The 24,003-nt window shown below is 66.3% G+C and carries 22 protein-coding genes; 14 read left to right on the top strand and 8 right to left on the bottom strand.

All coding sequences use genetic code 11. From position 1 onward, the window contains the following. Positions 1–33 precede the first annotated feature (33 nt). The gene (locus ASD67_RS04225) at positions 34–609 is read left to right on the top strand and encodes a hypothetical protein (protein ID WP_156377566.1); all 576 of its coding nucleotides are present in this window, start codon (positions 34–36) and stop codon (positions 607–609) included. On the opposite strand, the gene ASD67_RS04220 is transcribed toward ASD67_RS04225, so the two are convergent. From ASD67_RS04220 to ASD67_RS04210, 3 genes are all read right to left on the bottom strand, one after another. Further along, a complete protein-coding gene (locus ASD67_RS04220; protein WP_235535565.1) occupies positions 606–1,868 on the bottom strand; it encodes a L,D-transpeptidase family protein in 1,263 nt (420 codons plus the stop codon). The genes ASD67_RS04225 and ASD67_RS04220 overlap by 4 nt on opposite strands. A 67-nt stretch (positions 1,869–1,935) precedes the next feature. After that, positions 1,936–2,184, bottom strand: coding sequence for a hypothetical protein (locus ASD67_RS04215; RefSeq protein WP_056343855.1), 249 nt, complete (start codon positions 2,182–2,184; stop codon positions 1,936–1,938). Positions 2,185–2,461: 277 nt separating this feature from the next. Continuing rightward, positions 2,462–4,132, bottom strand: a complete 1,671-nt coding sequence (locus ASD67_RS04210) for a M20/M25/M40 family metallo-hydrolase (RefSeq protein ID WP_156377565.1) — start codon at positions 4,130–4,132, stop codon at positions 2,462–2,464. 274 nt (positions 4,133–4,406) lie between these two features. On the opposite strand from ASD67_RS04210, the gene ASD67_RS23850 reads away from it, so the two are divergent. From ASD67_RS23850 to ASD67_RS04190, 4 genes are all read left to right on the top strand, one after another. Then, a complete protein-coding gene (locus ASD67_RS23850; RefSeq protein WP_162248536.1) occupies positions 4,407–6,446 on the top strand; it encodes a calcium-binding protein in 2,040 nt (679 codons plus the stop codon). A gap of 90 nt (positions 6,447–6,536) precedes the next feature. Further along, entirely contained in the window at positions 6,537–8,015 is a 1,479-nt protein-coding gene (locus tag ASD67_RS04200; protein ID WP_056343849.1) for a calcium-binding protein, read from the top strand. Between the two features lie 80 nt (positions 8,016–8,095). Then, positions 8,096–8,842: a 2OG-Fe(II) oxygenase gene (locus ASD67_RS04195; protein WP_056343847.1), complete on the top strand. Its 747-nt coding sequence runs from the start codon at positions 8,096–8,098 to the stop codon at positions 8,840–8,842. A 50-nt stretch (positions 8,843–8,892) separates the two neighbouring features. After that, the gene (locus ASD67_RS04190; protein WP_235535564.1) at positions 8,893–9,474 is read left to right on the top strand and encodes an ECF-type sigma factor; all 582 of its coding nucleotides are present in this window, start codon (positions 8,893–8,895) and stop codon (positions 9,472–9,474) included. A gap of 43 nt (positions 9,475–9,517) precedes the next feature. Here the strand turns inward: ASD67_RS04190 and ASD67_RS04185 are convergent, their stop codons facing one another. The 3 genes from ASD67_RS04185 to ASD67_RS22555 form a co-directional block, all read right to left on the bottom strand. Further along, positions 9,518–11,953, bottom strand: a complete 2,436-nt coding sequence (locus ASD67_RS04185) for a serine/threonine-protein kinase (RefSeq protein ID WP_056343845.1) — start codon at positions 11,951–11,953, stop codon at positions 9,518–9,520. Between the two features lie 64 nt (positions 11,954–12,017). Then, a complete protein-coding gene (locus ASD67_RS04180; RefSeq protein ID WP_056343842.1) occupies positions 12,018–13,511 on the bottom strand; it encodes an ATP-binding protein in 1,494 nt (497 codons plus the stop codon). 217 nt (positions 13,512–13,728) lie between these two features. Next, on the bottom strand, positions 13,729–14,502 hold the full coding sequence (locus tag ASD67_RS22555; protein WP_082544836.1) for a uracil-DNA glycosylase family protein: 774 nt from the start codon (positions 14,500–14,502) through the stop codon (positions 13,729–13,731). Between the two features lie 86 nt (positions 14,503–14,588). Here ASD67_RS22555 and ASD67_RS04170 point away from each other — a divergent pair, with 86 nt between their 5' ends. Next, positions 14,589–15,860: a hypothetical protein gene (locus ASD67_RS04170; protein WP_056343838.1), complete on the top strand. Its 1,272-nt coding sequence runs from the start codon at positions 14,589–14,591 to the stop codon at positions 15,858–15,860. On the opposite strand, the gene ASD67_RS23975 is transcribed toward ASD67_RS04170, so the two are convergent. Further along, positions 15,786–16,256, bottom strand: a complete 471-nt coding sequence (locus ASD67_RS23975; RefSeq protein WP_443028027.1) for a GNAT family N-acetyltransferase — start codon at positions 16,254–16,256, stop codon at positions 15,786–15,788. The genes ASD67_RS04170 and ASD67_RS23975 overlap by 75 nt on opposite strands. A 280-nt stretch (positions 16,257–16,536) precedes the next feature. On the opposite strand from ASD67_RS23975, the gene ASD67_RS04165 reads away from it, so the two are divergent. From ASD67_RS04165 to ASD67_RS04140, 6 genes are all read left to right on the top strand, one after another. Continuing rightward, positions 16,537–17,109 carry a hypothetical protein gene (locus ASD67_RS04165; RefSeq protein ID WP_056343834.1) on the top strand — a complete coding sequence of 191 codons (573 nt, stop codon included), beginning with the start codon at positions 16,537–16,539 and terminating at the stop codon, positions 17,107–17,109. Further along, the gene (locus tag ASD67_RS04160; protein WP_056343831.1) at positions 17,100–18,464 is read left to right on the top strand and encodes a DNA-packaging protein; all 1,365 of its coding nucleotides are present in this window, start codon (positions 17,100–17,102) and stop codon (positions 18,462–18,464) included. The genes ASD67_RS04165 and ASD67_RS04160 overlap by 10 nt, the downstream gene beginning before the upstream one ends. Positions 18,465–18,499: 35 nt before the next feature. After that, a complete protein-coding gene (locus ASD67_RS04155) occupies positions 18,500–19,606 on the top strand; it encodes a phage portal protein (protein WP_056343828.1) in 1,107 nt (368 codons plus the stop codon). Between the two features lie 106 nt (positions 19,607–19,712). Next, on the top strand, positions 19,713–20,021 hold the full coding sequence (locus ASD67_RS04150; RefSeq protein ID WP_056343825.1) for a DUF6127 family protein: 309 nt from the start codon (positions 19,713–19,715) through the stop codon (positions 20,019–20,021). Between the two features lie 56 nt (positions 20,022–20,077). Then, the gene (locus ASD67_RS04145; protein ID WP_082544974.1) at positions 20,078–20,527 is read left to right on the top strand and encodes an HK97 family phage prohead protease; all 450 of its coding nucleotides are present in this window, start codon (positions 20,078–20,080) and stop codon (positions 20,525–20,527) included. A 5-nt stretch (positions 20,528–20,532) separates the two neighbouring features. Next, a complete protein-coding gene (locus ASD67_RS04140) occupies positions 20,533–21,675 on the top strand; it encodes a phage major capsid protein (protein ID WP_156377564.1) in 1,143 nt (380 codons plus the stop codon). 106 nt (positions 21,676–21,781) lie between these two features. Here ASD67_RS04140 and ASD67_RS04135 read toward each other — a convergent pair whose 3' ends face one another. Next, positions 21,782–22,351: a hypothetical protein gene (locus ASD67_RS04135; RefSeq protein WP_156377563.1), complete on the bottom strand. Its 570-nt coding sequence runs from the start codon at positions 22,349–22,351 to the stop codon at positions 21,782–21,784. Between the two features lie 74 nt (positions 22,352–22,425). Here ASD67_RS04135 and ASD67_RS04130 point away from each other — a divergent pair, with 74 nt between their 5' ends. Together ASD67_RS04130 and ASD67_RS04125 are read left to right on the top strand one after the other, a co-directional pair. Next, the gene (locus ASD67_RS04130) at positions 22,426–23,793 is read left to right on the top strand and encodes a tail fiber domain-containing protein (RefSeq protein WP_156377562.1); all 1,368 of its coding nucleotides are present in this window, start codon (positions 22,426–22,428) and stop codon (positions 23,791–23,793) included. Then, a complete protein-coding gene (locus ASD67_RS04125; RefSeq protein ID WP_056343813.1) occupies positions 23,790–23,969 on the top strand; it encodes a hypothetical protein in 180 nt (59 codons plus the stop codon). The genes ASD67_RS04130 and ASD67_RS04125 overlap by 4 nt, the downstream gene beginning before the upstream one ends. Positions 23,970–24,003 lie beyond the last annotated feature (34 nt).

Below are 24,003 nucleotides of genomic sequence, written 5' to 3'. Positions count from 1 at the left end.
ATTTCTTCATGCGATAGGCCTATGAGGCCGGGAATGAGATATTGGCCGTTCCTTCTGTTTGCATTGCTGATCTCGGCTATCGGGGCGCTCGTCTATGGTTTGACGTCGTCGCCCGCCAAGCCAGTACCAGTCAAAGAGCCCATCGAGGAATCGAGCGCGCTTCGGGTCGGCGAGCGCATCCGGGTGGTGCCCGCGCCCGATGCGGTCGAGGTTCGCCTGTTTGTCGAGGGCGTTCCCCATCGCACGACAGCCCGCGTCAATCAGCTGATCAACAATCCGGACGGAATATTGCTGACGGCCGGTCAAAGGGCCATTCTCGATCGATCGGTCCACCGATACCGGGCGAAGCCTTCGGAAATGGGCAAATACGACATGCCAGCTTGCTTCATCCCGCATCACTTCTTTCGCTATTACGACAAGGACGGGCGGCAAATTGGCGAACTGGCCGTCTGCTACTGCTGCGGCGATATCAGGGTGACGCCATATACCTATGGCCCGAACGGTGACCGAAGCGAGGTTTGGGACTTCGACTATGACGGCGTCAAAAAGATGCTGAAGGAGATGGACGTTCCTACTGACATCGACTGCGTTGGACACGCCCGCTTCTAGCTGTCCCTCCCATACACATCCTCGCGAAACGCCACGCCCTGTTTGGTCGCAACAGGCGTGAGGTAGGTGAGGTAGACCGGGACTTCGTGCGGCAGCGCGACGGCCTGTTCGGGGGCGCCCGATTTCGATTTGATCGAGCGCTGGAGCAGCCACTGGCCGAGTTCGGCGGCGTTCTCCAGCCGGATGCAGCCGTTGCTGAAGTGACGGTCGTCCTTCTTGAGCAGGGCGCGGTCGGGGGTGTCGTGAAGGTAGATGCCGAGCTTGTTCGGGAAGAGATATTTGACGCGCCCCATCGAATTGGCACCGCCGGGCAGTTCGCGCAGGCGCAATACCTGCTGGCCCGAGGCGACCGCGGGCCAGTCGATTTCGGACGGGTCGAGCTTGCGCGCGCCGGGGCTCCAGTCCGACAGCGCCTCCATGCGCAGCGAGGCGAGGCTGCGGCCCGCGAGCACCTTCGGCGCGATGCTGTTCTGCGCGAGATAGTCGGGGACGTTCCAATAGGGGTTGAGGATCGCCCATTGCAGCTTGCCCGCGAGCAGCGGCGTGGGGGTGGCGGGGGCGCCGACGACGACCTTCATCGTGCCGACGCGCTTGCCCGCGCTATAATAGCTGAGCTGGCCCGACGACGCGTCGACGACGACATGATGGACCCACGGCCCCGGCAGGATGCGCGCGCGGTCGAGGTTGAGGCGGAGGCGCGCCATCTGGTCGCGCGAGGCGCCGCGTTTCGCGGCTTGCCCGGCGAGGGTGCGGAGGCGGACATAATCCTCGCTCATCCAGTCCATGCCGGTCATGTACGCGCCGAAATCCTTGGGGAAGGCGGCGGCACGCAGCACGGTGATTGCTTCGGGGCGCTTGGGTTTGAGCGACTTGTCGGCATAGACGGTGCGGTCCTTGCCGGGTTTGCGCTGGTCGCGGACATAGGAGGCGAAGGCGTCAGACAGCGCGAGTTCGGCGCGGACGACCGCCTCGGGGTTGCCGCCCTGCGCGTCGCGGATCAGCGCGCGCAGCTTGTCGACGCGATAGGGTTTGAGGCCGTCGAGATCGGCCGAGGCGAGGTAGCCGAGCAGGGTGTCGGCCTGCGGGCCGATCCGGCCCGCGCGGACCCAGAGCGGTTTGTAGCCGCGCTCGGCGTAGAAGCGTTTGATGTCGCCGCCCGCCTGTTCGCGCAGCGCGCTGTCCAAACCGGTGGCGGCGCTGGCCGTCGCGGGGGCCTTTGCAGGCGCGGCCGAGGCGACGACCGGCGCGGCGGTCGCCATCAGCGCGAGGAAAAGGGGAATGCAGCTCCGCCGCATTCCCCGGCATGTCATCTGGTCCAAAGGGCGATCAGCCCTTTTCGCCGATACGGGTCGGCGGCGGCGGGGGCGGCGGGGTGTAAGCCGGCTGGTTCGGGTGATAGATGCCGTCGGCGGTGTAATAGCCGTCGATGATGCCATCGCCGTCGCGGTCGGCGGCGACGCTGCCCGCGACCGCGCCCGGCGGTGGCGGCGGGGCCATGGCGACCTCTTCCTTGGCGGCGCAGGCTGACAGTAGCAGGGCGGCGGCCCCGGTGACGATGAGGGGGGTGAAACGCATGGGTCGCTCCTTGGAAATGGCGCAGGGTGGGGATTCCCCCCGACGCGCGTGCGAAAAAGCTACGCGGCGTGGTGGCCAATGTTGCACGGGGGCGTCGGGCGCGCGATCAGCGGTGCGCTTTGCGCGACGAGAGGGGGAGTTTTGGCGGTGGAACGAGGGATGCGGGCGAGTCCTTCGGCCCTCACCCTTCCGGCGCTTCGCGCCTCCCTCCCTCTCCCGGCGGGAGAGGGAAGGGGCCCGCCGGCAAGGCCGGTGGGAAGGGTGAGGGTGCCGAGGTTTACTGCCTCGCCGCGGCGCTCGCGTCGCGGATCGCCTTGAACTCGCTGCCGTCCTTCCACGACGGCCATTTGGCCGAGCGCGCGAGCTCGTCGCCGATCGTGCGGAACAGCTCGATATCCTGCACCGCCCCGTCGAGGTTCCAGCTGTCGTCCCACGCGTCGCAGGCCTGATGATAGCAATTGCCGGTATAGTCATCGACCCACTTCTGGCCCGCCGCCCTGCCGCCGACGACGAGGTCGGACGCCCCGGCGATGCCCATCATCAGCAGGACGGGGACGCCGCGCTTGGCCATCGAAAAATGGTCGGCGCGGTAAAAGAGGCCGCGTTCGGGCAGGCTCTCGACCGAGACCGTGCGGCCCTGCGTCGCGGCGACGCGGGCGAGATCGTCCTCGAGGCTGCCCTGCCCCTTGCCGACGAGGATGACGTCCTTCGCCTTGCCTGCGGTCTGAAGGATGTCGAGGCCGAGGTTGGCGACGGTCTTTTCGGGCAGATAGATCGGGTTCTGGGCATAGGCTTCGGAGCCGAGGAGGCCGCGTTCCTCGGCGGTCCAGAAGGCGAAGACGAGGCTGCGGTCGGGGGCGGGCGCCGCCTTGAAGGCGCGGGCGATCTCGAACAGCCCGGCGACGCCGAGCGCGTCGTCATTGGCGCCGGCGCGGTAGATGCGGCCCTGCGCATCGGGCTTGCCCTCGCCATAGGCGTCCCAGTGGGCGCCATACATCACCACCTCGTCGGGGCGTTTGGCGCCGGGGATTTTGGCGAGGACATTCTGGCTCTGCACGACCTCTTGGCGGACCGGGATTGCGGCGTCGAGGGTGACGCCGGACATCGGAACGGGGCGGAAATCGGCGCGGCGCGCGGCGATGCGGAGCTGGTTCAGGTCGAGCTTGGCGTCGGCAAAGAGCTTGTCGGCGACGTCGTGGGCGATCCAGCCCTGCAGTTGCAGGCTGGTGCGCTTTTCGGCGGGCACGACGAGGCCATAATTTTCGCCGCCGCCGCTTTTGACGACGTTCCAGCCATAGCCGACGCCGTCGGTGTCGTGGACGATCAGCGCGGCGATCGCGCCGCGGCGCGAGGCTTCCTCGAACTTGTAGGTCCAGCGGCCGTAATAGGTCATCGTCTTGCCGCCGAACTTGCCCGCGACGGGTTCGCCCGCGGCGGCGGAGAAATCGGGGTCGTTGATCAGGAAGACCGCGACCTTGCCCTTGAGATCCTGTCCCTTGAAATCGTCCCAGCTGCGTTCGGGGGCGCTGACCCCGTAACCGACGAAGACCAGCGGCGCCGCGGCGACGGTTGCGACATCGACGGGCTGGAGCGTCGAGACATAGATGTCAGTGCCCTGGACGAGCGGTTGGACATTGCCGTTCCGTGCGAACTGCAGCCTGGTCGGCGCGGCGAGCGCGGTGTGGAGCAGGGGCACCGGCTGGGTCCAGCCGCCGTCGGTTCCGCCGGGTTCGAGCCCCAAGGCCTGCATCCGCCCGATGAGATAGCCGATCGTGCGCTCCTCGCCGACCGTGCCGGGCGCGCGGCCCTGAAACTGGTCCGAGGCGAGGGTTCGCACCGTTTCGGTGAGGTTGTCGGCGGAGATCGTCGGGGCGGGCGCCGTGCCGGTTTGTGCGGCGGCGGGGGCGGCGAGAGCGAGGAGAAGGGCGGCGGTGAGGCGCATCGACATGATAAGGTATAGTCCCGGCTGGAAAGGGTGGGTTCGAAGGTCCCGACCCGTCAGAGTGCGTTTTTCCGTCCATGGCACATTCGCGGCGCCAAAGCAGCGGGGATGTTCTCCGGGGCCACCCCACAAGCTGCCGCGATCGGGCGCCCCGTCAACGACCCATGCGGCATCCCACCCGAAATTTATTGGGATGGGCGGCGCGCCGGGTCGAATCTAGGCAGGTGTGGGGGGCGACGCATCTGTCTGTCTTTTGGTGCATTTCCGTGGGGAGAATCCTGTGGCGACCGTTGCAAGAAAAGTGATTCCCGGCACCGATGGCGTCGATGACATTGTCGGCACCGCCGACGCCGACGAGATCGCCACCGGCAAGGGCAACGATATCGTCCATGCCGGCGGCGGCGACGACGTGGTCGATGGCGGCATCGGCGACGACATTTTATATGGCGAGGGCGGCAACGACCGGCTTTACGCGACGGTCGGCAACGACAGGCTGTATGGCGGCGAAGGCAATGATACGCTGGAGGGCAGCCTCGAAGCCTTCGCAAACGCCGATTTCGCCAGTCTGGGGTTGCCTGCGAACGGGCGCCAGACCAGCTATCTGTACGGTGAGGCGGGCAATGACACGCTGATCGCCGAGGCCACCTTCGGGACCGCTCAGACGGGCACCCGCACGACCTATATGTACGGCGGCACTGGTGACGACACCTATTATGTGCGCTTCGCCGACCAGAACTATATCTTCGAAAATCCCGGCGAGGGCACCCGCGACACGATCATCCTGCTCTATCGCGAGACGCCGGGAAGCGGGAACGTGTTTTACATGCCCGCCAATGTCGAATGGCTGCGCGGAGTGCTGGGCACGCGCACAGTGAACGGGGTTCGCGAGTCGGCGACGATCGTCGGCAATAACCTCGACAATTATATCGAGACCTCGGCCGAGCTGGGCGGGGTGAAGACACCGACGGGCAACATGACGATCCTGGCCGGGGCGGGTAATGACTCGGTCTTTTCCGATGCCGGCAACGATGTGTTGTACGGCGAGGCGGGCGACGACTCCCTGAGCGGCGGCACGGGGGTCGATGTGCTGATCGGCGGCGAGGGCAATGATTCGCTCGACACCTCCTTTTTCGCGAGCGATCCGACATTCGCCGACGCGCTGTATGGCGGGACCGGCAACGACACCTATGGCATCGATCATGCCGGGGACATCGCGTTCGAAAATGCCGGTGAAGGCACCGACACCGCGCTCGTCCGCATCGCGAACGGCGGCTGGTACGCGCATGCCCATATCGAAAATATCTGGTCGAGTTCGAACACCCTGACCTTTCTGGTGGGCAATGCGCAGGACAATGACATTCGCGGCGGCGAGGCGAGCGAATTGCTGCTCGGCGGTGGCGGCAACGACAGCATCAACGGCGGTCTGGGCAATGACAGCCTGTTCGGCGAAGCCGGCAACGACTTTCTGTTTGGCGGCGGCGGGATCGATTATCTCGCCGGCGGGACCGGCAATGACTCGCTCAACGGGGCCGGGGAGGCCGATGCGCTTTACGGCGAGGATGGCGACGATTTCCTGTTCGGCGGCACCGGCTTCTTCACCGACATATTGGTCGGGGGCGCAGGCAACGACAGTCTGGACGGCGGCACCGGCGATCGCAACGCCTCGCTGGGCGACTATGACCTGATGGACGGCGGCGCCGGCGACGACAAATATTATGTAGACACCCCCGACGACCTGACCTTCGAGGCGGTGGGTGGCGGCAACGATACGGTCTATGCCCACATCAACGGCGCCGGCTACTATCTCTACGCCAATGTCGAGAATCTGTACCTCTCGGGCAACACGAGCTTTGGCGTCGGTAACGAGCTCGACAATCTGATCTCCGCCGAAGGCAACACCGCGGTGACGTTGCTCGGCGGGCGGGGCAACGACAAATTATATGGCAATAACGGCGCGAACGGGCTTTACGGCGAGGACGGCGACGACGAACTTTACGGCGGCGGCGGCAATGACGTGCTGATCGGCGGCGCCGGCAATGATTTCCTCGACGGCGGCGCGGGGGGCGACGTCCTAGTCGGCGGCGCGGGGGCGGACCGTTTCTTCATCGGCACCCATGGCAACGATATCGACTATATCAGGGACTTCGAACGCGGGATCGACCGGATCCAGCTCAGCGCCAGCTATCTCGACTTCGCGTCGCTGCAGTCGCATTTTTCGCAACAGGGCGCCAACACGGTGATCGAATATAGCAGCGGGCGGTTCCTGGTGCTGGAAAATGTCGTCGCGACGACGCTGACCGGCGCCGATTTCGGATTTTAGCCGCACCCACATTGCCGTTGTGCGAACTGGTGCCGCTGAATATCGGATGTTTAGGCGGCGAGGAGGCTGGGACGCAGAACGAGGAAGATCGTGTTGAAGAAGATGGCGCATAAGGAAATCGTCGGTACTGCCGCGGACGACAAGATCACCGGGACCGACGGGGATGACATCATCCGGGCCGGTGCGGGGAACGACCTGGTGGTCGGCGGTGCCGGCTATGACGAGATAGATGGCGGGGACGGTGACGACATTCTCTATGGCGCATCGCTGAACGGCGGCAGGGGGACTGATACGCTGGTTGGCGGGTTCGGAAACGACTCGCTCGATATCCGTTTCGATCCGTCCGAAGCGCCGTCGGCCGATCTGCTCTATGGCGGTAAGGGCGATGACCTATATGGTATCGACCATCCGGGCGATATCGTGTTCGAAGATGCCAACCCGCCAGGCCTCTCTCTTTATGGCCGGGATACGGCCTTTGTCCGCATTCAGAATGGCGGCTGGTACGCCAATGAAAATATCGAGACGATTATCGTCGAGTCGGACACGCTGACCTTTCTGGTCGGCAATTCCCGCGACAACCGGATCGAAGGCGGGCTGGGTGACGAGTTGTTGCTCGGCGGCGCCGGGAACGACTCGATTGCGGGCGGCGGCGAAGGCGAGCCGTTCGGTGGCAACGACAGCATTTTCGGCGAAGACGGCAACGATTGGCTGTTCGGGCTGTACGGGAATGATTATCTGGTCGGCGGCAATGGTCACGATCTGCTTTATGGTGGTGACGGTTCGGATGCCCTCTATGGCGAGGACGGCGACGACGAACTGCAAGGGGGTGAGGATTTCGCCACCGACATCCTCGTCGGCGGTGCCGGCAGAGATGTTCTGGACGGCGCGGGCGGACTTGGTGACTATGACCTGATGGACGGTGGTGCCGGCAACGATAGCTATCGTGTCGATACCCCCGCCGATCTGACCTTCGAAGCTGCGGGCGGCGGAAGCGACAGTGTCTATGCCCTCATCGAAGGGGCGGGCTATTACCTCTACGCCAATGTCGAGAATCTGTACGTCTGGGGCAACACGACCTTTGGGGTCGGCAACGAGCTGAGCAATCTCATTTCGGCGCGCGACCAGCGCGGTCGACCGGCTAGCGAACTCAACGTCGCCTTGCTGGGTGGTGGCGGCCATGACCTGATCTTGGGCAATGACGTTGCCAACGGCATCTATGGCGAGGATGGCAACGACGAGCTGTACGGTTATGGCGGCAATGACGTCCTCGTTGGTGGCGCCGGCCGCGACTATATCGATGGCGGCGACGGCAACGACGTCATGGTCGGCGGCGCGGCAGGGGACCTGTTTTTCGTGCAAGCGTCGAGCCTTCCTTCGATCGACTATATCCTCGATTTCGAAGACGGCCTCGATACGATCAAGGTCGACGGGTATTCGGATTTTGCTGCGCTGCAGCCGCATATCTATCAGCAGGGCGCCGACGCGGTGGTCCAATATGCGGCCGATCGTTTCCTGGTGATCCAGAATTTCAACATGTCGCTGCTGTCGGGCGCCGATTTCGGGTTCTGAGCGGCGGCACTCGATGTTCGCCGGCATTTGACCGCAAGAAACGGGGCGCCGCGCGCGCGGCGCGAAGCCATGGCGGCGGGATGACGACTGGTATCGCCCCGCCCGCCCGCTCCGCCACCCACCCGATCGAGGCGCGGATCGCCGCGATCGATTGGCCGGCCCTCTCGGTGGCGCTCGATGCCGAGGGCTGGGCGGTGGTGCCAGGGCTGTTCGGCGATGCCGAATGCGATGCGCTGGCGGCGTGTTACGACGCGCCGCAAGGGTTTCGTAGCCATGTCCATATGGCGCGGCACGGGTTCGGGCGCGGGGAATATCGCTATTTCGCCTATCCGCTGCCGGCGCCGGTCGCGGATCTGCGCACGGCACTCTATGCGCGGCTGGCGCCGATCGCCAACCGCTGGCACGCACGGATGGGGATGGATGTGCGCTTTCCCGACGCCCATGCCGCGTTTCTGGCGCGCTGCCACGCGGCGGGGCAGGCGCGGCCGACACCGCTGCTGCTGTCCTATGGGCCGGGCGATTATAACTGCCTGCATCAGGATCTATATGGCGAGCATGTCTTTCCACTGCAGCTCGCGGTGCTGCTGTCGGCACCGGGGGACGATTTTACGGGTGGCGAGTTCCTGCTCACCGAGCAGCGCCCGCGCATGCAGTCGCGCGCCGCGGTCGTGCCGCTGGGCAAGGGCGATGCGGTGGTCTTCGCGGTCAACACCCGGCCGGTGCGGGGCGCCCGCGGCGATTATCGGGTAGCGATGCGCCACGGGGTAAGTGCCCTACGAACCGGTCAGCGCCGCACCCTCGGCCTGATCTTCCACGACGCGGGGTGACGCGAGCGAAGCCCGCTTGCCAAACTGCTGGTCTGGCCGCATAAAATCATTTGGTCAGACTTGCTGGCGGGCCGCGTTGCGGGGGAAAGTCGATCGATCCGGATACGCCCCCTGAGGACGACCTGCCCGGTCCCGCCGACGCGCTGGTGGCGGATCTTTATGCCGAACTGCGGACGATCGCGCGGCGCGAGCATTATCGCGCCGGCGGCCCCCAGACCTTGCAGACGACGGCGCTGATCAACGAGGCCTATGTCAAATTGCGCCGCGCCGACGGGTGGGAAAGCCAGTCGCATTTCCTCGCCTGCGCGGCGACCGCGATGCGCCACATATTGATCGACGCGGCGCGGGCGCGGCTGGCGTCGAAGCGCGGGGCGGGGGATTACAGCTTTACCCAGAGCCTCGATTCGCTCGCCGCCGCAGTGCCCGAGGACGAACAGGTGCTGAAACTCGGCGACGCGCTCGAGGCGTTGAAGCGGCAGGACGCCAATCTGGCGCAGGTCGTCGATTGCCGTTTCTTCGCCGGGATGGACGAGCGCGAGACTGCCGACGTGCTGGGGGTAACCGACCGAACGGTGCGCCGTTGGTGGGTACAGGCGCGGGCGTGGATCCATCAGGAAATGGCCGCGGCTTAAGGCCTGCTGCCATGAGCCCAATGGTCGCCGGCGCGGTCCCGGCCTAGCCCGCTGCGGCGATGCGTTTGCGCAGCGCCGCGACCGATTGCAGATAGGGGATGCCGCTCGGCCCAGCCTTGCGGAAGATCGCGTCGGCGTCGTCGACTTCCCGGCGCGCTTCGGCGAGGCGGCGCTGCTTCAGGCGCAGGATCGCGCGGGCGCGGCCGAGGACGGCGGCGGGGAGACCGGGGGGCATGGCGTCGAAAAGCGGCTGGAGCTGATCGATCAGCGCCTGTGCACCCGCAACGTCGCCGGTTTCGGCGCGCGCCTCGGCGAGTGCGGCACCGATGATGATCGTCGGCAGCGCCTTGGGCGAAAGATTGTCGGCCGCCATCGGATAGGCTTCCTCCAACGCTTTGCGCGCCGCTGCATATTTGCCAAGCGGCATCTGAGCGCGGCTCAATTGCACCAGGTCGACCGCGAGGCCCGCCGATTCACCGAGCGTCGCGCGGCGCTGGGCGACGAGGGCGATCAACAGCGGTTCGGCCTCGGCGGGCTTGCCGAGCCGGATGAGGCGCAGCGCCTTCAATTGGCGGATGTTGAGGTCCGATCCGCTGTTCTCATCGCCCGAGCGGGCGATCACCGCCTCGGCACGCGCGATGATCGGCGTCATCGCGTCGAGCTGGTTGGTTTCGATCATGTAGACGAGGATATTGTTATAGACCGACAGCAGGTCGCGATGGTTTTCCTTCCACACCGCTTCGGCGTCGGGGAGGGTCGAGACGAGGAGCTCGATCGCCTCCTGGGTCTTGCCCGTACGGCGCAGATATTGGGCCTTCGCCTGTTTGAGTTCGACGATCTGCAGGCGGTAGCGCATCGGATCCGTCGCAAAGACGCGCTCGGCGTCGGCGAGCAGCGCGGGCATTTCTTCGGTATTGTCGATCGCGGCGGCGCCGGCCGCCTTTTTTACCTTCAGGTCGGCGGTCGCGGCGGCGCTGTCGCTGCCCACGCCGCGTTCGAGCGCGCGGCTGACGAGGGTGTAGGAGCCTAGGTTGTCTTCGAGGTTTACGTAAAGGTTGAAGAGGGTGGCGACGAGGACCGCCGATTCCTCGCTATGGTCGAGCGAATTGGCGAGCTTCTCGGCGGTCTGGTCGAGCATCTGCTTGACCGTCGCGGTCTCGCCCTCGTCGGTCGCGGCGGTGTCGCGCAGCATCACGGTGAGCAGGCGGTTGATCGCCTCTGACCGTTTGGCCTCGGCGAGCGCGGCGTCGCGTTCGATCGCGGTCGCGCGCGCCTGCCAGGCGATGCCGCCCGCTCCGACGAGCAAGGCGGCAAGCACCGCGGCGGTCGCGGCGACGCCCCAGCGGTACCGGCGCAGGAAACGCCCCGCCATATAGCGGGTCGACCCGTCGCGCGCGTGGACGGGGAGGAACTGCTGGTGGCGCGCGACGTCCTCGGACAGCGCAGAGACGCTGAGATAGCGTTCGGTCGGGGTGCGGCGCATCGCCTTCATCACGATCGCGTCGAGGTCGCCGCCGATCTTGCCCGCGGGGACCGGACCACCATTCGCGGCGGCGCGGCTGGGCAGTGCCGCGTCTTCATAGAGCACGCGGCGGATCATCGCGGGGACCGATGATTTTTCGGTGCGCCAGGGGCTTTGGCCGCTGACCAGTTCGTAGAGGACGACGCCGAGCGCATAGACGTCGGTCGCCACCGTCGCCTCGTCGCCGCCGAGCTGTTCGGGGGCGGCATAGTCGGGGGTGAGCATCGCCTGCGTCGTCGCGGGCAAGGCGGCGCTGTCGTCGAGCAATTTGCCGATGCCGAAATCGACGAGGCGCGGCTTGCCCGCAGGGTCGATCAATATGTTCGACGGCTTGATGTCGCGGTGGACGACGAGGTTGGCGTGGGCGAAGGCGACCGCATCGCACGTCTCGCGGAACAGCTTGAGCCTTGTGTCGAGGTCGGCGGCGTGGCTGCGGCACCAGGCGTCGATCGGCTGCCCGTCGACATAGTCCATGACGATATAGGGCCGGCCGTCGGGGGCGACCCCGGCATCGATCAGCCGCGCGATCCCCGGATGGTCGAGCCGCGCGAGCAGGCGGCGTTCGCGCGCGAAGCTTTCGGCGCGCTCGGCGGCATCGACGCGCAGCAGCTTGAGCGCGACCTTCTGGTCGAAATCGGCGCCCGCACGGCGCGCCAGATAGACCTCGCCGAGCCCGCCGCGCCCGATCAACCGGTCGATCGTGAAGCCGCCGACATCCTGCCCCGACGCGAGCGAGGTGTAGGCGGCGGGCGCGGCTTCGGTGCCGAGCGGCGGCGGCGTCCCATCGAGGATGCCCTCGCCGCGCGACGCGGTGAGCAGCCCGCGCACCGCGGTGATGATGTCGGGGGCGAGCGCCGATCGGGTCAGCCGCCGGGTCTGGGTATCGGGGGGCAGGTCGACCAGTTCATCGAACAGCGCCTGGATGGCCTGCCAATCGTCCCGGTCGAGTCCCGCCATATGATGTCCCCCTGTCCTCGGTGTAGGGCAAGACAGGGAGAGGTCAATCGCCGGAATCGGGGCGTTATTCGGCCTCGGTGCTGAGCCCCAGCGCGGGGATGCCGATCGAGCGGCGGCCGCCGAAGTCCGAGCGGACGACGACCGCGCCATGTTTTTCCATATAGTCGACGAGGCGGCGGATGCGGCCCGGCGAGCGGGTGCCGTAAGCGCGGCCGAGCGCGTCGTCGTCGGGGCAGGGCAGCCCCTCCATCGCGGCGCGGCCGATCTGGACGAAGGGGGCGAGCATGTCGTCGGGCAGGCGCGATGCGGCGTCGAGCAGATCGGCCCAGCGCGCGTCGGCGGGGTCGAAGATGCCGCCCTTCGCCAGCGCGAAGCGGCGGCGGAACTGCGCGAGATCGAGCGGCACGCGCGCGAGCCGCGCCATGCGGCAGCGCACCGAGAAATCCTGGTAAAGGAATGCCTCGGGATGGAAGGCGCCGTCGGGGTCGGCGAGCATGTCGTGCAGCGCGGCGACGATGCCGGCCTCGATATCCTCGGCGGCGGCGGTCGCGGCGGCCTGTGCCGCCTCGACCTCTTCGGGGCTGAGCGCGGGATCGGGTTCGGTTTCGGCGAGCGCAAGGTCGTCGTCGTGCGCCGCGAATTGCCGCATCAGGTCGTGCGCGGGGACGGGTTTCGGCGGTGGGGGAGGGGGGGGCGGCATCGTCTCCAGCTCGGCGAAGAGCATGGTGCGCATGTCGTGCGGCTCGGCATCGGGCAGCGGCAGCAGGCTGTGCGTTCCGGCGCGGGTCGCGGTATGGGTCGCGCCGATGCGGATCGACACCGGGCGGCGCGAGATCGCGGGGCCGAGCCCGAGGAAATGGCCGCGGTCGAGGTCGCGGATCGCCTCGGCCTGTCGGCGTTCCATGCCGAGCAGGTCGGCGGCGCGCGCCATGTCGATGTCGAGGAAGGTGCGCCCCATCAGGAAATTGCTCGCCTCGGCCGCGACATTCTTCGCAAGCTTGGCGAGGCGCTGGGTCGCGATCGCGCCGGCGAGTCCGCGCTTGCGGCCGCGACACATGAGGTTGGTCATCGCCGACAGGCTGGCGCGGCGGACGGTGTCGGAGACGTCGCCCGAGGCGCTGGGGGCGAACATCTGCGCCTCGTCGACGACGACGAGCGCGGGAAACCAATGTTCGCGCGGGGCGTCGAAGAGCGCGTTGAGGAAGGCGGCGGCGCAGCTCATCTGCGCCTCGATGTCGAGGGTGTCGAGCGCGACGATCACCGAGGCGCGATGCTCGCGGATGCGGGCGCCCATCGCCGCGATCTCGCGCTCGCTATAGTCGCCGGCGTTGATCACGACATGGTTGTAGCGGTCGGCGAGGGTGACGAAATCGCCCTCGGGATCGATCACCACCTGCTGGACGAGGCCGGCGCTTTCCTCGAGGATGCGGCGCAGCAGGTGCGACTTGCCCGACCCCGAATTGCCCTGCACGAGCAGGCGCGTCGCGAGCAGTTCCTGCACGTCGATGCGGACCGCATTCTGCGCGGCGTCGGTTCCGATGGTGATGCTGCTGTCCACGATGGCTTGCCACTAACGGGGCGGGAGCGGGGTGGCAATGGTGGGGGGCATGCCATCGGTGTTGGACGCTGCCCGGACGCGGAGAAGCTCATTAATTCCTATGCGTACCGACGGGCGAGAGCACGTGGCCGTCCTGAGATCGTCGACTTTTGAGGATCGAACAAAGAGAGCGGATATTCAACACAATGTGATACGCCTAGGGCGTCAACTTAATCCATTAGCGGTTGGGTCTGAACTCGGCGATTTGAGTTTCCAAATGGGCACGCGTCGCATCAAGGGCATCCGCATTTGTCTTCGCCGATAGAGTTTCGCGCGATTTGCGGCCGAGGAAATAGGCGATGCGTTCGGCATTGGCGCCGCTTGGGTGTGGCAATCCGGCGAGGATACGGGACCCGTTGATATGGCCTTGCACAGAAAGGTGGAGAAGCGCTGCCTCCGCATGACTTCCTAAGGGCACCCATAGGGCACCTTCAATTTTTTCGGCTTCTTCGGCGAGATACCGTTCAATCATCGCGACAAGCAGGGGATGGCGCAGTGGGTTCGGGATGCCTGAATAGTTGCGACCATTGATATAAACTGGATAACGGAGCGCAGAGGTGAAATGCACATTTGCATTATCATCAAAGAACTCGGCGGCACTGGTCCGACCGAACAGTGCCGGAACCCCGATCGCATCAAGCATAGCGAGGAGATTGGCCCGCATAGGGCCACTGAAACTTGCGCTGCGCTTCGCTATTCCCAAGGCTTGCTTAAGCGTCGTGCCGGCTCGAAGCGCAGCCGCCAAAGCCTCAATTGCATTGGCAGCTTGAATACGACCCGGGGTTAGGCCGACCAGAACGAGTTCGGCCTTTTCTTCGACGTGATCGAAAGGCGCATAGTCGATAGTTAGGTCGCCTTCGGCCTCAAGAAGAAGGGCGGGCTCGGCGATCCCGGTGCGATAGGCTCGCGTATCGGCTCCAAGGACTGCGTCCCGAAAGCGTAATGGAAGCATGGCGGCGATCGTCCTATCTCAACCCATTTCTCTGCTGGCACCGGGAATGGGATGAGGGCATAACCTAACGTACGGGGGGAGCTCAAGTGAAGCAATTTTGGTTGATCCTGTTGGCGGTGCTGATGTCGAGCATGTTTGGCCTATATCTGGGCGCTAGCATCTCCCAACCCATGCTTCTCAGCAAGCCTGCCAAGAGTGTCCTCGCCCAAGCGGATCAGATCGACCGGGCGCTGCTGGATGGGCTGCAGGATCCCCGCAGCATCACCGAAGACATGCGCAAACTGCGCGTGCAAATCGCTAAACTTCCGAAAGGCAAGGGCGCCGAAATTGCGGTGGACGTCGATATCATCATGGAAAAACTTGCCGACCAGAATGCCAACTTCCAGTCAAAGCTTTGGAAGGCACACGAAGGCGTCGCGAAAGTGCGCGAGGATCTGAATCGTCAGGGCGAAGCGTCGAGCGACCTGCCTGCCACGATCTACGATCAGCTGCGTCGTTTCTTCAAATGGACTGGACCTGTAATCCTTTTGGCGATTTTTATTGTGTCGGTACTGCTTCTGGTACCCGCGACGCCGGCGTGGCTCGCGCAAGTGAAGGAGTTTGCCATCGGTCCAATTTCCGTCGCGCGTGACGTCGCCATGGTCAAGAGCAGCATTCGTCAATCGCTCGAGGCGATCGATGCAGCTGTTAGCTCGACCTATCAGCAAAAAAGCAAACAATTCGATCTCGACGCGTTGTTCGCACGGCTTAAGCTTGAAATAGACAAGCAATTTCTCAGCGAATTCAATGTCGATCTCAATAAAATTTCGCATCGGGCAACGCTGTATGTCCCTGGAATGACCGACGAACAGCTCGTGCAGGCAACGAATTATCTGCCGCGGCCAACAATAAACCCCGATAGGCCTGTCGTTGGCCGCCGATTTTCCGTTCGCTATGGGATCATTGGACGCACCTTTCGTCAGCGCATCGTCCTCTACAATTGGAAAGTCGACGGAACGCGCAATCGACTGGTGCGTCTCTGGGGGTTGACCCGTGGCGAAGCTTATAAGCAGGGCGGGAGCGCCAGTTCGCTGATGGCATTACCGATCCCGCCGGACGAGAACGTTGATCCTTTGGGCATTATTTTTCTGGAAGCGCATGGCGAAAATCTCCTGATGCCAGGGAAGGCTGTCTCGGATTTGGAATGTGAGGTCCAGGAGGATCCGAACGGGCGGCTGACGGCGGACAAAATCGCCCATGATAAGATCTGGGAGCCGCTTTGGTCGACGGGCCTAGTTCAGCCGCTATATGAAGCGCTTGAAGCGATGAAGCGCGAACTCACATGGGACACGCCGCTTGTTGGTCGCGACGGGCAATAAATCTGGCGAACTCAGATCCAGCAAGTAGGCGCGATCGAATCGCGCGCCATATTGGCGACGACTGTCGGGGATTGGTTTGAAACCAACGGCTTCGAAAAAACCGCGCGTCACTCTGTCGTCTTCGTCAAAGGTCACCCGCGCGCTGAATATGTTGCGATAGTGCCACTCCGCAGAAATCGCCTCTATCATTCTGCGGCCTACGCCTTGGCCCCGAGCACCAGGTGCGACGTACATGGTGGAAAGCTTGACGTCGTGATTTCCTTTGGGCGTCACGATGGCCCAACCGGAAGTAAACTTCCCTAGACCCGCCTGCCAGAGCTGCGCGCGCCCACTTTCGATATCGTCTAACCGCCGTTCGAGCCAATCAAGTCCGTCAGGGTATTGAACACCGAGCACTCCTAATGCGCTGCGTACGCAGCTGCGCTCAGGCACTAGGATCTGCGAGATCGTATCCACTAGACCAATTTAACAGGAAATGAGGATATTTCCATGGGGCTTGAAATGGAATTCGCTGTTTCCGCCATTTCAAACTGAAATCATAACCATATAGGTTATTTTCCTTGACATCGTCACGCTGATATGGCACATAACTCTCATCATGCAGAATTGCGAGTCGGGCCGGGGCCTCTTCCGATGGGAGGGGCTTTCCGGCCCTTTTGCTTTGGAGGCGGGCGATATGGACGAGGAAATCATTCCGAACCAGAAGGGGCAGTTGCAGGTTCGGGCGGTGCGGAAGAACGGGTGGACGGCGGCGAAGCGCGCGGCGTTCCTGGCCGAGCTGGCGCAGAGCTGTAACGTCAGCCGCGCGAACAAGGCGGCGGGGGTCGCGACGCGCAGCGCCTATCTGCTCCGCGCGCGCGATCCCGAATTTGCGCGGCAGTGGCAGGCGGCGCTGGAGATCGGTTACGAACGGCTGGAAATGGCGCTGGTCCGCCGTGCGTTACAGGTGGTCGAAGGGATCGATCTTGATGAGGGCGCGGAACCGGTCGAGAAAATGACGGTGGAGCAGGCGATGAACCTGCTCAACCTGCATCGCCGCAGCGTGCAGCAGGGGCATGCGTCGAAACGCCGGCAGCCCGAGCGGCATGTCGCGACGCAGGAGGAGACCGACGCGGCGCTGATCAAGCGGATCGGCATGGTGCTGCGCCAGCGCGCGGCGCGCGGGGCGTTGCCGCCGCCGTCTTCGTCTTCGCCGCCGCCGCCGAAGGACGGCGCCGGTCCGGACGCGCCGGAGCCGGTATGTGGTTGACCGACGCCGACCCCGACGCGACCGACGCGGTCACGCGGCAGTGGCGGTCGGACGACCTGATCGCGTGGCTGCGCAGCCTGACACCGAGGGAATTGCGCGATGTGCTGCGCGGGCTGACCGAGGGGCAGAAGGCCGAGCTGGTCCGGCGCTGGTACGGGTTCCAAAATGACGGGCAGCGTACCCCGCCGGGGGACTGGCGGATCTGGCTGATCCAGGCGGGGCGCGGGTTCGGCAAGACGCGGGCGGGCGCCGAATGGGTGAGCGAGGTGGCGCGCGATCGGCCGGGGGCGCGGATCGCGCTGGTCGCGGCGACGATCGCCGACGGGCAGCGGGTGATGATCGAGGGGCCGAGCGGGCTGCTGACCGTGGCGCGGTCGCACGAGACGCCGCGCTGGGTCGCGGGGCGGCGCGAGCTGCTGTTCGACAGCGGCGCGGTGGCGATGCTCTATTCGGCCGAGGCCGGGGAGGAATTGCGCGGGCCCGAACATCATGCGGCGTGGTGCGACGAGCTGGCGAAATGGCGGCGCGGGACGGCGGCGTGGGACAATCTGATGCTGGGGATGCGGCTGGGCGAGCGGCCGCGGGTGCTGGTGACGACGACGCCGCGGACCAATGCGGCGATGCGGCGCGTGCTGGCGGCGCCGGGCATGGTGCCGACCTATGGGCGGACGGGCGAGAATCCGCACCTGCCCGAAAGCTTCGTCGAGGCGATGCTGGCGAGCTATGGCGGGACGCGGCTGGGGCGGCAGGAGCTGGGCGGCGAGATGCTGGAGGATGTCGAGGGCGCGCTGTGGAGCCGCGCGCTGGTCGAGGCGTGCCGGGTCGATGCGGCGAGCGTCGGCAAGCCGGTGCGCGTGGTGATCGGGGTCGATCCGCCGGCGACCAGCGAAGGCGATGCGTGCGGGATCGTCGTCGCGGCGCTGCTGCGCGACGGGCGGCTGGCGGTGCTGGAGGATGCGAGCGTCGAAAAGGCGTCGCCTGGCGTGTGGGCGCAGGCGGTCGCCGCGGCGGCGGCGCGCCGGGGCGCCGACCGGGTGGTCGCCGAGAGCAATATGGGCGGCGAGATGGTGCTGGGCACGCTGCGCCAGGCCGATTGCACGCTGCCGGTGGTGCCGGTGCACGCGAGCGTCGGCAAGGCGCGGCGTGCCGAGCCGGTCGCGCTTGCCTATGAGCGCGGGCAGGTGGTCCATGCGGGGGTGTTCGGCGAACTGGAGGACCAGCTTTGCGGGTTCCAGGTCGGCGGCGGCTATGCGGGGCCGGGACGCTCGCCCGATCGCGCCGATGCGTGCGTGTGGGCGCTGGCGGAGTTGCTGCGCGGGATGGGAACGGCGGGGCCGGGGGTGCAAAAATTATAGCGCCGCTTTCGGGCGCGACGGGTCAGGAGAACATCATGAACTGGTTTGGCCGCAAGGCCGCGTCGACGGCGACGCGGCCCGCTTTGTCGCGGGTGTATGGCTCGTGGAGCGCGCCCGCGCCCTTGTCGTTCGAGGCGCAGGTGCGCAGCGGATATCTGGAGAATCCGATCGTGCGGCGCAGCGTGCAGCTGGTCGCCGAGGCGGTCGGCGGGGCGCCGCTGGAGGCGGGCGACCCGGCGCTCGGCGCGCTGGTGGCGGGCACGTCGGGCGGGCAGGGGTTGCTCGAGACGCTGGCGGCGCAGTTGTTGCTGCACGGCAATGGTTATGTGCAGATTTTGGGCGACGGCACGGGGGCGCCGGCGGAGCTGTTCGCGCTGCGCCCCGAGCGGGTGACGGTCGAGGCCGATGCGCGCGGCTGGCCGATCGCTTATCGCTACAAGGCGGGGGGTAGCGCGGCGGTGCTGGCGGCCGAGGATGGCGCGGGGCGGACCGCGGTCGTCCACCTGAAGGCGCCGCATCCGCTCGACGATCATTATGGCGCGGGGTGCCTCGGCGCGGCGGCGGCGGCGATCGCGGCGCATAATGCCGCGACGGGGTGGAACCGCAGCCTGCTGGAGAATGCGGCGCGGCCGTCTGGGGCGCTGGTGCATGATCCGGGCGACAAGGGCGTGCCGCTGTCGGCCGAGCAGGTCGAAAGATTGCGTGAGGAGCTGGCCGAGGGGTTTGCCGGCGGGGCGAATGCGGGGCGACCGTTGCTGCTGGAGGGCGGGCTTAGGTGGCAGGCGCTGTCGCTGTCGCCCGCCGACATGGATTTCCTGGAGCTGAAGCATAGCGCAGCGCGCGAGATCGCGATGGCGTTCGGGGTGCCGCCGATGCTGCTCGGGCTGCCGGGCGATGCCACTTACGCGAATTACAAGGAGGCGAACCGGGCGCTGTGGCGGCTGACGGTGCTGCCGCTGGCGGGGAAGATCTTGGGCGGCATCGCGCAGGGGCTGCGCGGGTGGTTTCCCGATGCCGCGCTGCGGGTCGACCTGAACAAGGTGCCCGCGCTGACCGAGGAACGGATGATGCTGTGGCACGAGGTGTCGGCGGCGGACTGGCTGACGGGTGAGGAGAAACGGGCGTTGCTGGGGGTAGGGTGATGCAGGACGCGAGGGCGATCCCCTCACCCAGCTTCGCCTAGGCAGCAAGCTGCCAAGGCTGCGCAACCCTCTCCCTAGATGGGAGAGGGGAAGGAAGGATCTCGACATGGATGAGGAAGAAGCGCTGGCGCGGCTGGTGGCGCTGGCGGGGACGGGTGTGGCCGACGCGGCGGTGCTGCGCGCGCTGATCGAGGAGGCGAGCGAGCTGGGGGCGCGGCGGGCTTTGGCGCGGCTGGGGCTCTCGGACGAGGCGGCGCGCGGCGACATGAGCGATTTGCGGCAGCTGCTGGGGGCGTGGCGCGACGCGAAGACGAGCGCGTGGAAGGCGGCGGTCGACTGGGCGGTGCGCGGGATGCTGGCGCTGCTGGTCGTCGGGCTGGCAGTGAAGCTGGGGCTGCCGGGGTTGCTGCGGTGAGGGGGGCGGTGGTGGAACAGGCCCTCCCCCAACCCCTCCCGCGAGCGGGAGGGAGGATCAGGTTCGCGGGCTATGCGTCGGTGTTCGACCGCGTCGATCGCGGCGGGGATGTGGTGCGCAGCGGCGCTTTTGCGCGCAGCCTGGCGGCGGGCGGGGCGGTGCCGCTGTTGTGGCAGCACCGGCCGGGGGCGGTGATCGGGACGATCGAGGGCTTGGCCGAGGATGCGCGCGGGCTGCGCGTGGTGGCGCGGGTGACGCATCCGACCGCGGCGGCGCTGGTCGCGCGCGGGGCGCTGACGGGCTTGTCGTTCGGATATCGGGTGACCGCGGCGCGCGGGAGCAATCCGCGCGAATTGCTGGGGCTCGACCTCGCCGAAGTGAGTTTGGTGGCGGCGCCGATGCAGGCGCTGGCGCGGGTGATTGCAATCGAAACATTGGCGGCGGGCGACAGGCCCTCCCCCAACCCCTCCCGCCTGCGGGAGGGGAGTCTTTTGGTGAAGGAGTGACGGGCATGGAGTTGGATATGGAAGTGAAGGCCGATGCGCTCGATGGGGCGTTCGATGCGGTGCTGGCGGCGGAGGCGGTCGATGATCTGAAGGCCTCGGTCGCGGCGTTGAAGGCGCAGGTCGATGCGCAGGCGGTCGCGGCGGCGCGGCTGCCGCTCGACGGGGCGAAGGCGGCCGATCCGGCGCGCGATGCGTTCGTCGAGCGGTACCTGCGCAGGGGCATCGATGCCGGCGTCGAGATGAAGAGCCTGTCAGGGGCGAGCGGCGCCGAGGGCGGTTATGCGGTGCCGCGCGAGATCGACGGGACGATCGCCGCGACACTGAAATCGTTGTCGCCGATCCGCAGCATCGCGACCGTCGTGCAGACTGGGACGAGCGGCTATCGCAAGCTGGTCGCGACCGGGGCGACCGGGGCGGGCTGGGTCGGCGAGACCGCGGCGCGGCCCGAGACCGGAACGCGCAGCTTTGCCGAGATCGCGCCGCCATCGGGCGAGCTTTACGCCAATCCGGCGGCGAGCCAGGCGATGCTCGACGATGCGATGTTCGATGTCGAAAGCTGGCTGGCCGACGAGATCGCGCGCGAATTCGCGGTGGCGGAAGGCGCGGCGTTTGTGAGCGGCAACGGGACGAACCGGCCCAAGGGCTTCCTCGACGCGGCGACGACCAACGAGGGTGACGGGGTGCGCGCGTTCGGGACACTGCAATATCTGGCGTCGGGCGCGGCGGGCGCCTTTGCGGCGTCGAACCCGCAGGACAAGCTGGTCGAGCTGGTCCATGCGCTGCGCGCCCCGTACCGGCAAGGCGCGGTGTGGGTGATGAACAGCGATACGCTGGCGCGAATCCGCAAGTTCAAGACGAGCGACGGCGCCTTCCTGTGGCAGCCGGGGCTGGTCGAGGGGCAGGCGGCGACGCTGCTCGGTTATCCGGTGGTCGAGGCCGAGGATATGCCGGCGGTGGGGGCGAACAGCCTGTCGATCGCCTTCGGCAATTTCCGCGCCGGGTATTTGATCGCGGACCGCGGCGAGACGCGCATTTTGCGCGACCCGTTCAGCAACAAGCCCTTCGTGCATTTTTATGCAACCAAGCGGGTGGGCGGCGCGATCATCAATTCGGAAGCGATCAAGCTGATGAAATTCGCCGCCAGCTGATCTGGCGCGCGATGCGGCGCCCGGCCCCGGTCCTTTCCCTTTCGGTAGGGGCCGGGCGCTTACCATTGTGTTCGTCTGCCGAGATTCGCCACAGATTTGCACGCGCTCAATCGGGCCGAGCAACCCCTCTGATAAATGCGGCAAGCTTGCTGTTCCGCAACGCGTCGATGCGGGTCATGCTTATGACAATGTCCGCTCCAACCATATTTCGATAGACATCGTTGGGATCGTCACGTCCCATTGCGACTTGGGCTCGACTGAAAAAAGCGATCACCCGCGCAATGTCTTCTGCCGGATACTTGCGGCTGGCAGCGCGCCTTAGAATGTCGTCAGAGAGAGTTCCAGCCAATGTGCTTTGAGGTGTGACGAGCATCTGCTTCTCGGATGGCAGAGCTTTCCATTCTCGCATCGCCGACGAGAGTTCGGCCAGAAGGCGGTAGGTTTCGAGAACCGGCCAGCAGCTTTCAATGGCCTGAACCACGCCTTTTTCGTCAGCGCCGTTGCACTTGCTCAGGTCAGTGCGTTCGTCCGGGGCAATATTTCGATCGCCTATGCCCTGATCGATGATCTCCTTCAGCGGTCCGCTGAATGGTTCGCTGTACATGTTTTGGGCGAGCAACGGCTGGGGCGCCGCTCCGATGCCAAATATCAACAGCCCGATCATCCGTTTTCGCATGGCTGGCAGCCCTGTGCTTCTGCGCATCCGCCGTCAAGCGGCTGCTCATTTTGAATGGAAAGGATGGCATGACCATGCCGACGATATTTTTTGCCGACCTGGTGCGCGAGACGAGCGGCGCGACGGGCACGGGACCCTTTGCCCTGAGCGGCGCGGTGGCGGGGCATCGGCGGTTTGCCGATGCCGTGCCCGGCGGCGCGAGCTTTCACTACAGCATTGCCGGGGTGCGGCACGAAGGCGAGTGGGAGGTCGGGACCGGCGGGCTCGATGCCGAAGGACGGCTGCGGCGCGATGCCGTCGCGGCGTCGTCGAACGGTGGGGCGCCGGTGGTGTTTTCGGCGGGGATCAAGACGGTCGCGCTGACCGTCGGCGCGGGGTGGCTGACGGCGACCGATGGCGCGCTGGCGGCAGCGACCGCCGGGGTTGCCACCAACGGCGCGGCGCTGACGGCGGCGGGGGTGACGATCGCGGCGCACGGCGCGGCGATCGGCGCGGTGCAGGCGGCGATTGCCGCGCATGACGGTGTGCTTGCGGGCAAGCAGCCGATCTCGACCGGCCATGCGGCGGCGACCTCTGTCGAGGCGGCGGACAGTGTCACGGTGCGGCGCGGCAGCGGCTGGGTGAATGTACCGGCGACGGCGCTGGTCCATCAGCGCAGCGGTGGTGGCTTCGTCTGCGCGGGCAATCTGGGGGTCGGCGACGACGCGCCGGGGCAGCGGCTGGTGGTCAAGGGCAGTTCGGCGGTCGACGGCAGCGCGCCGGTGGTGGCGGAGATTGCCGATACGCAGGCGGGAGCCGCAGGCTGGACTGCGAACGCGGTCTTTGCCGCGCTCAATTTTCGCAGCGCCGACGGGTCGGTGACGGGCGCCGGGGTGCGCGCGCAGATCGCGGCGACGATGCCGGTGGCGCATGGCGGGCAGACCGACCTGAAGCTGAGCGCGTCGGGGGTGACCTTGCTCGACCGCGCGGTGGTGCTCGAAAGTTCGGGACGGTTCCGGCCCGGCACCGACAATAGCCAGCAGCTCGGCGGCGCGAGCCAGCGCTGGTCGACGGTCTATGCGGCGACGGGGACGATCAACACGTCCGATGCGCGCGACAAGCATTGGCAGGGCGCGGCGAGCGCGGCGGAGATACGCGCGGCGCGGCGGATATGGGGTGAGCTGGGTTTTTTCCAGTGGACCGACGCGATCGACGCCAAGGGCGCCGATGCGGCGCGGCGGCACTTCGGGGTGCGGGCGCAGGCGGTGTGGGACATCATGGCCGACGAGGGGCTGGTCGATCCGGTCGGCGACGACGGGCGGCCGGGGCGGACCCCCTATGCCTTTCTGTGTTTCGACCGGTGGGAGGATGGCGCGGGCATCTGGCACGACCGGTTCGGGGTGCGCGGCGACCAGCTGGCGCTGTTCCTGATCGCCGGGCTGGCGAGCGAGATCGCGGCATGATCGGGGCGCGGGCGCTGGGCGCTGGCGCGATCGCCGATGCGGGTTTGCGCGACCTGGCGAGCGAATATCCGGGGCCGCGGGTCGGCGCGGCGCGCGGCGACGCGCGCGGGCGGACGGCGGGGTCGCAGGCGAGGGAGCGGGTGGTGCGGGTGCGGCGGGACGGGCGGCTGGTGTGAGGCTTGCCGATCCTCCCTGTGACCGCAGGTCATG

Source organism: Sphingopyxis sp. Root1497, from assembly GCF_001427085.1.
Classification (GTDB): domain Bacteria; phylum Pseudomonadota; class Alphaproteobacteria; order Sphingomonadales; family Sphingomonadaceae; genus Sphingopyxis.
The sequence above is the reverse complement of the archived record's forward strand: the minus strand, read 5'-3'. Positions and strand labels throughout refer to the sequence as shown.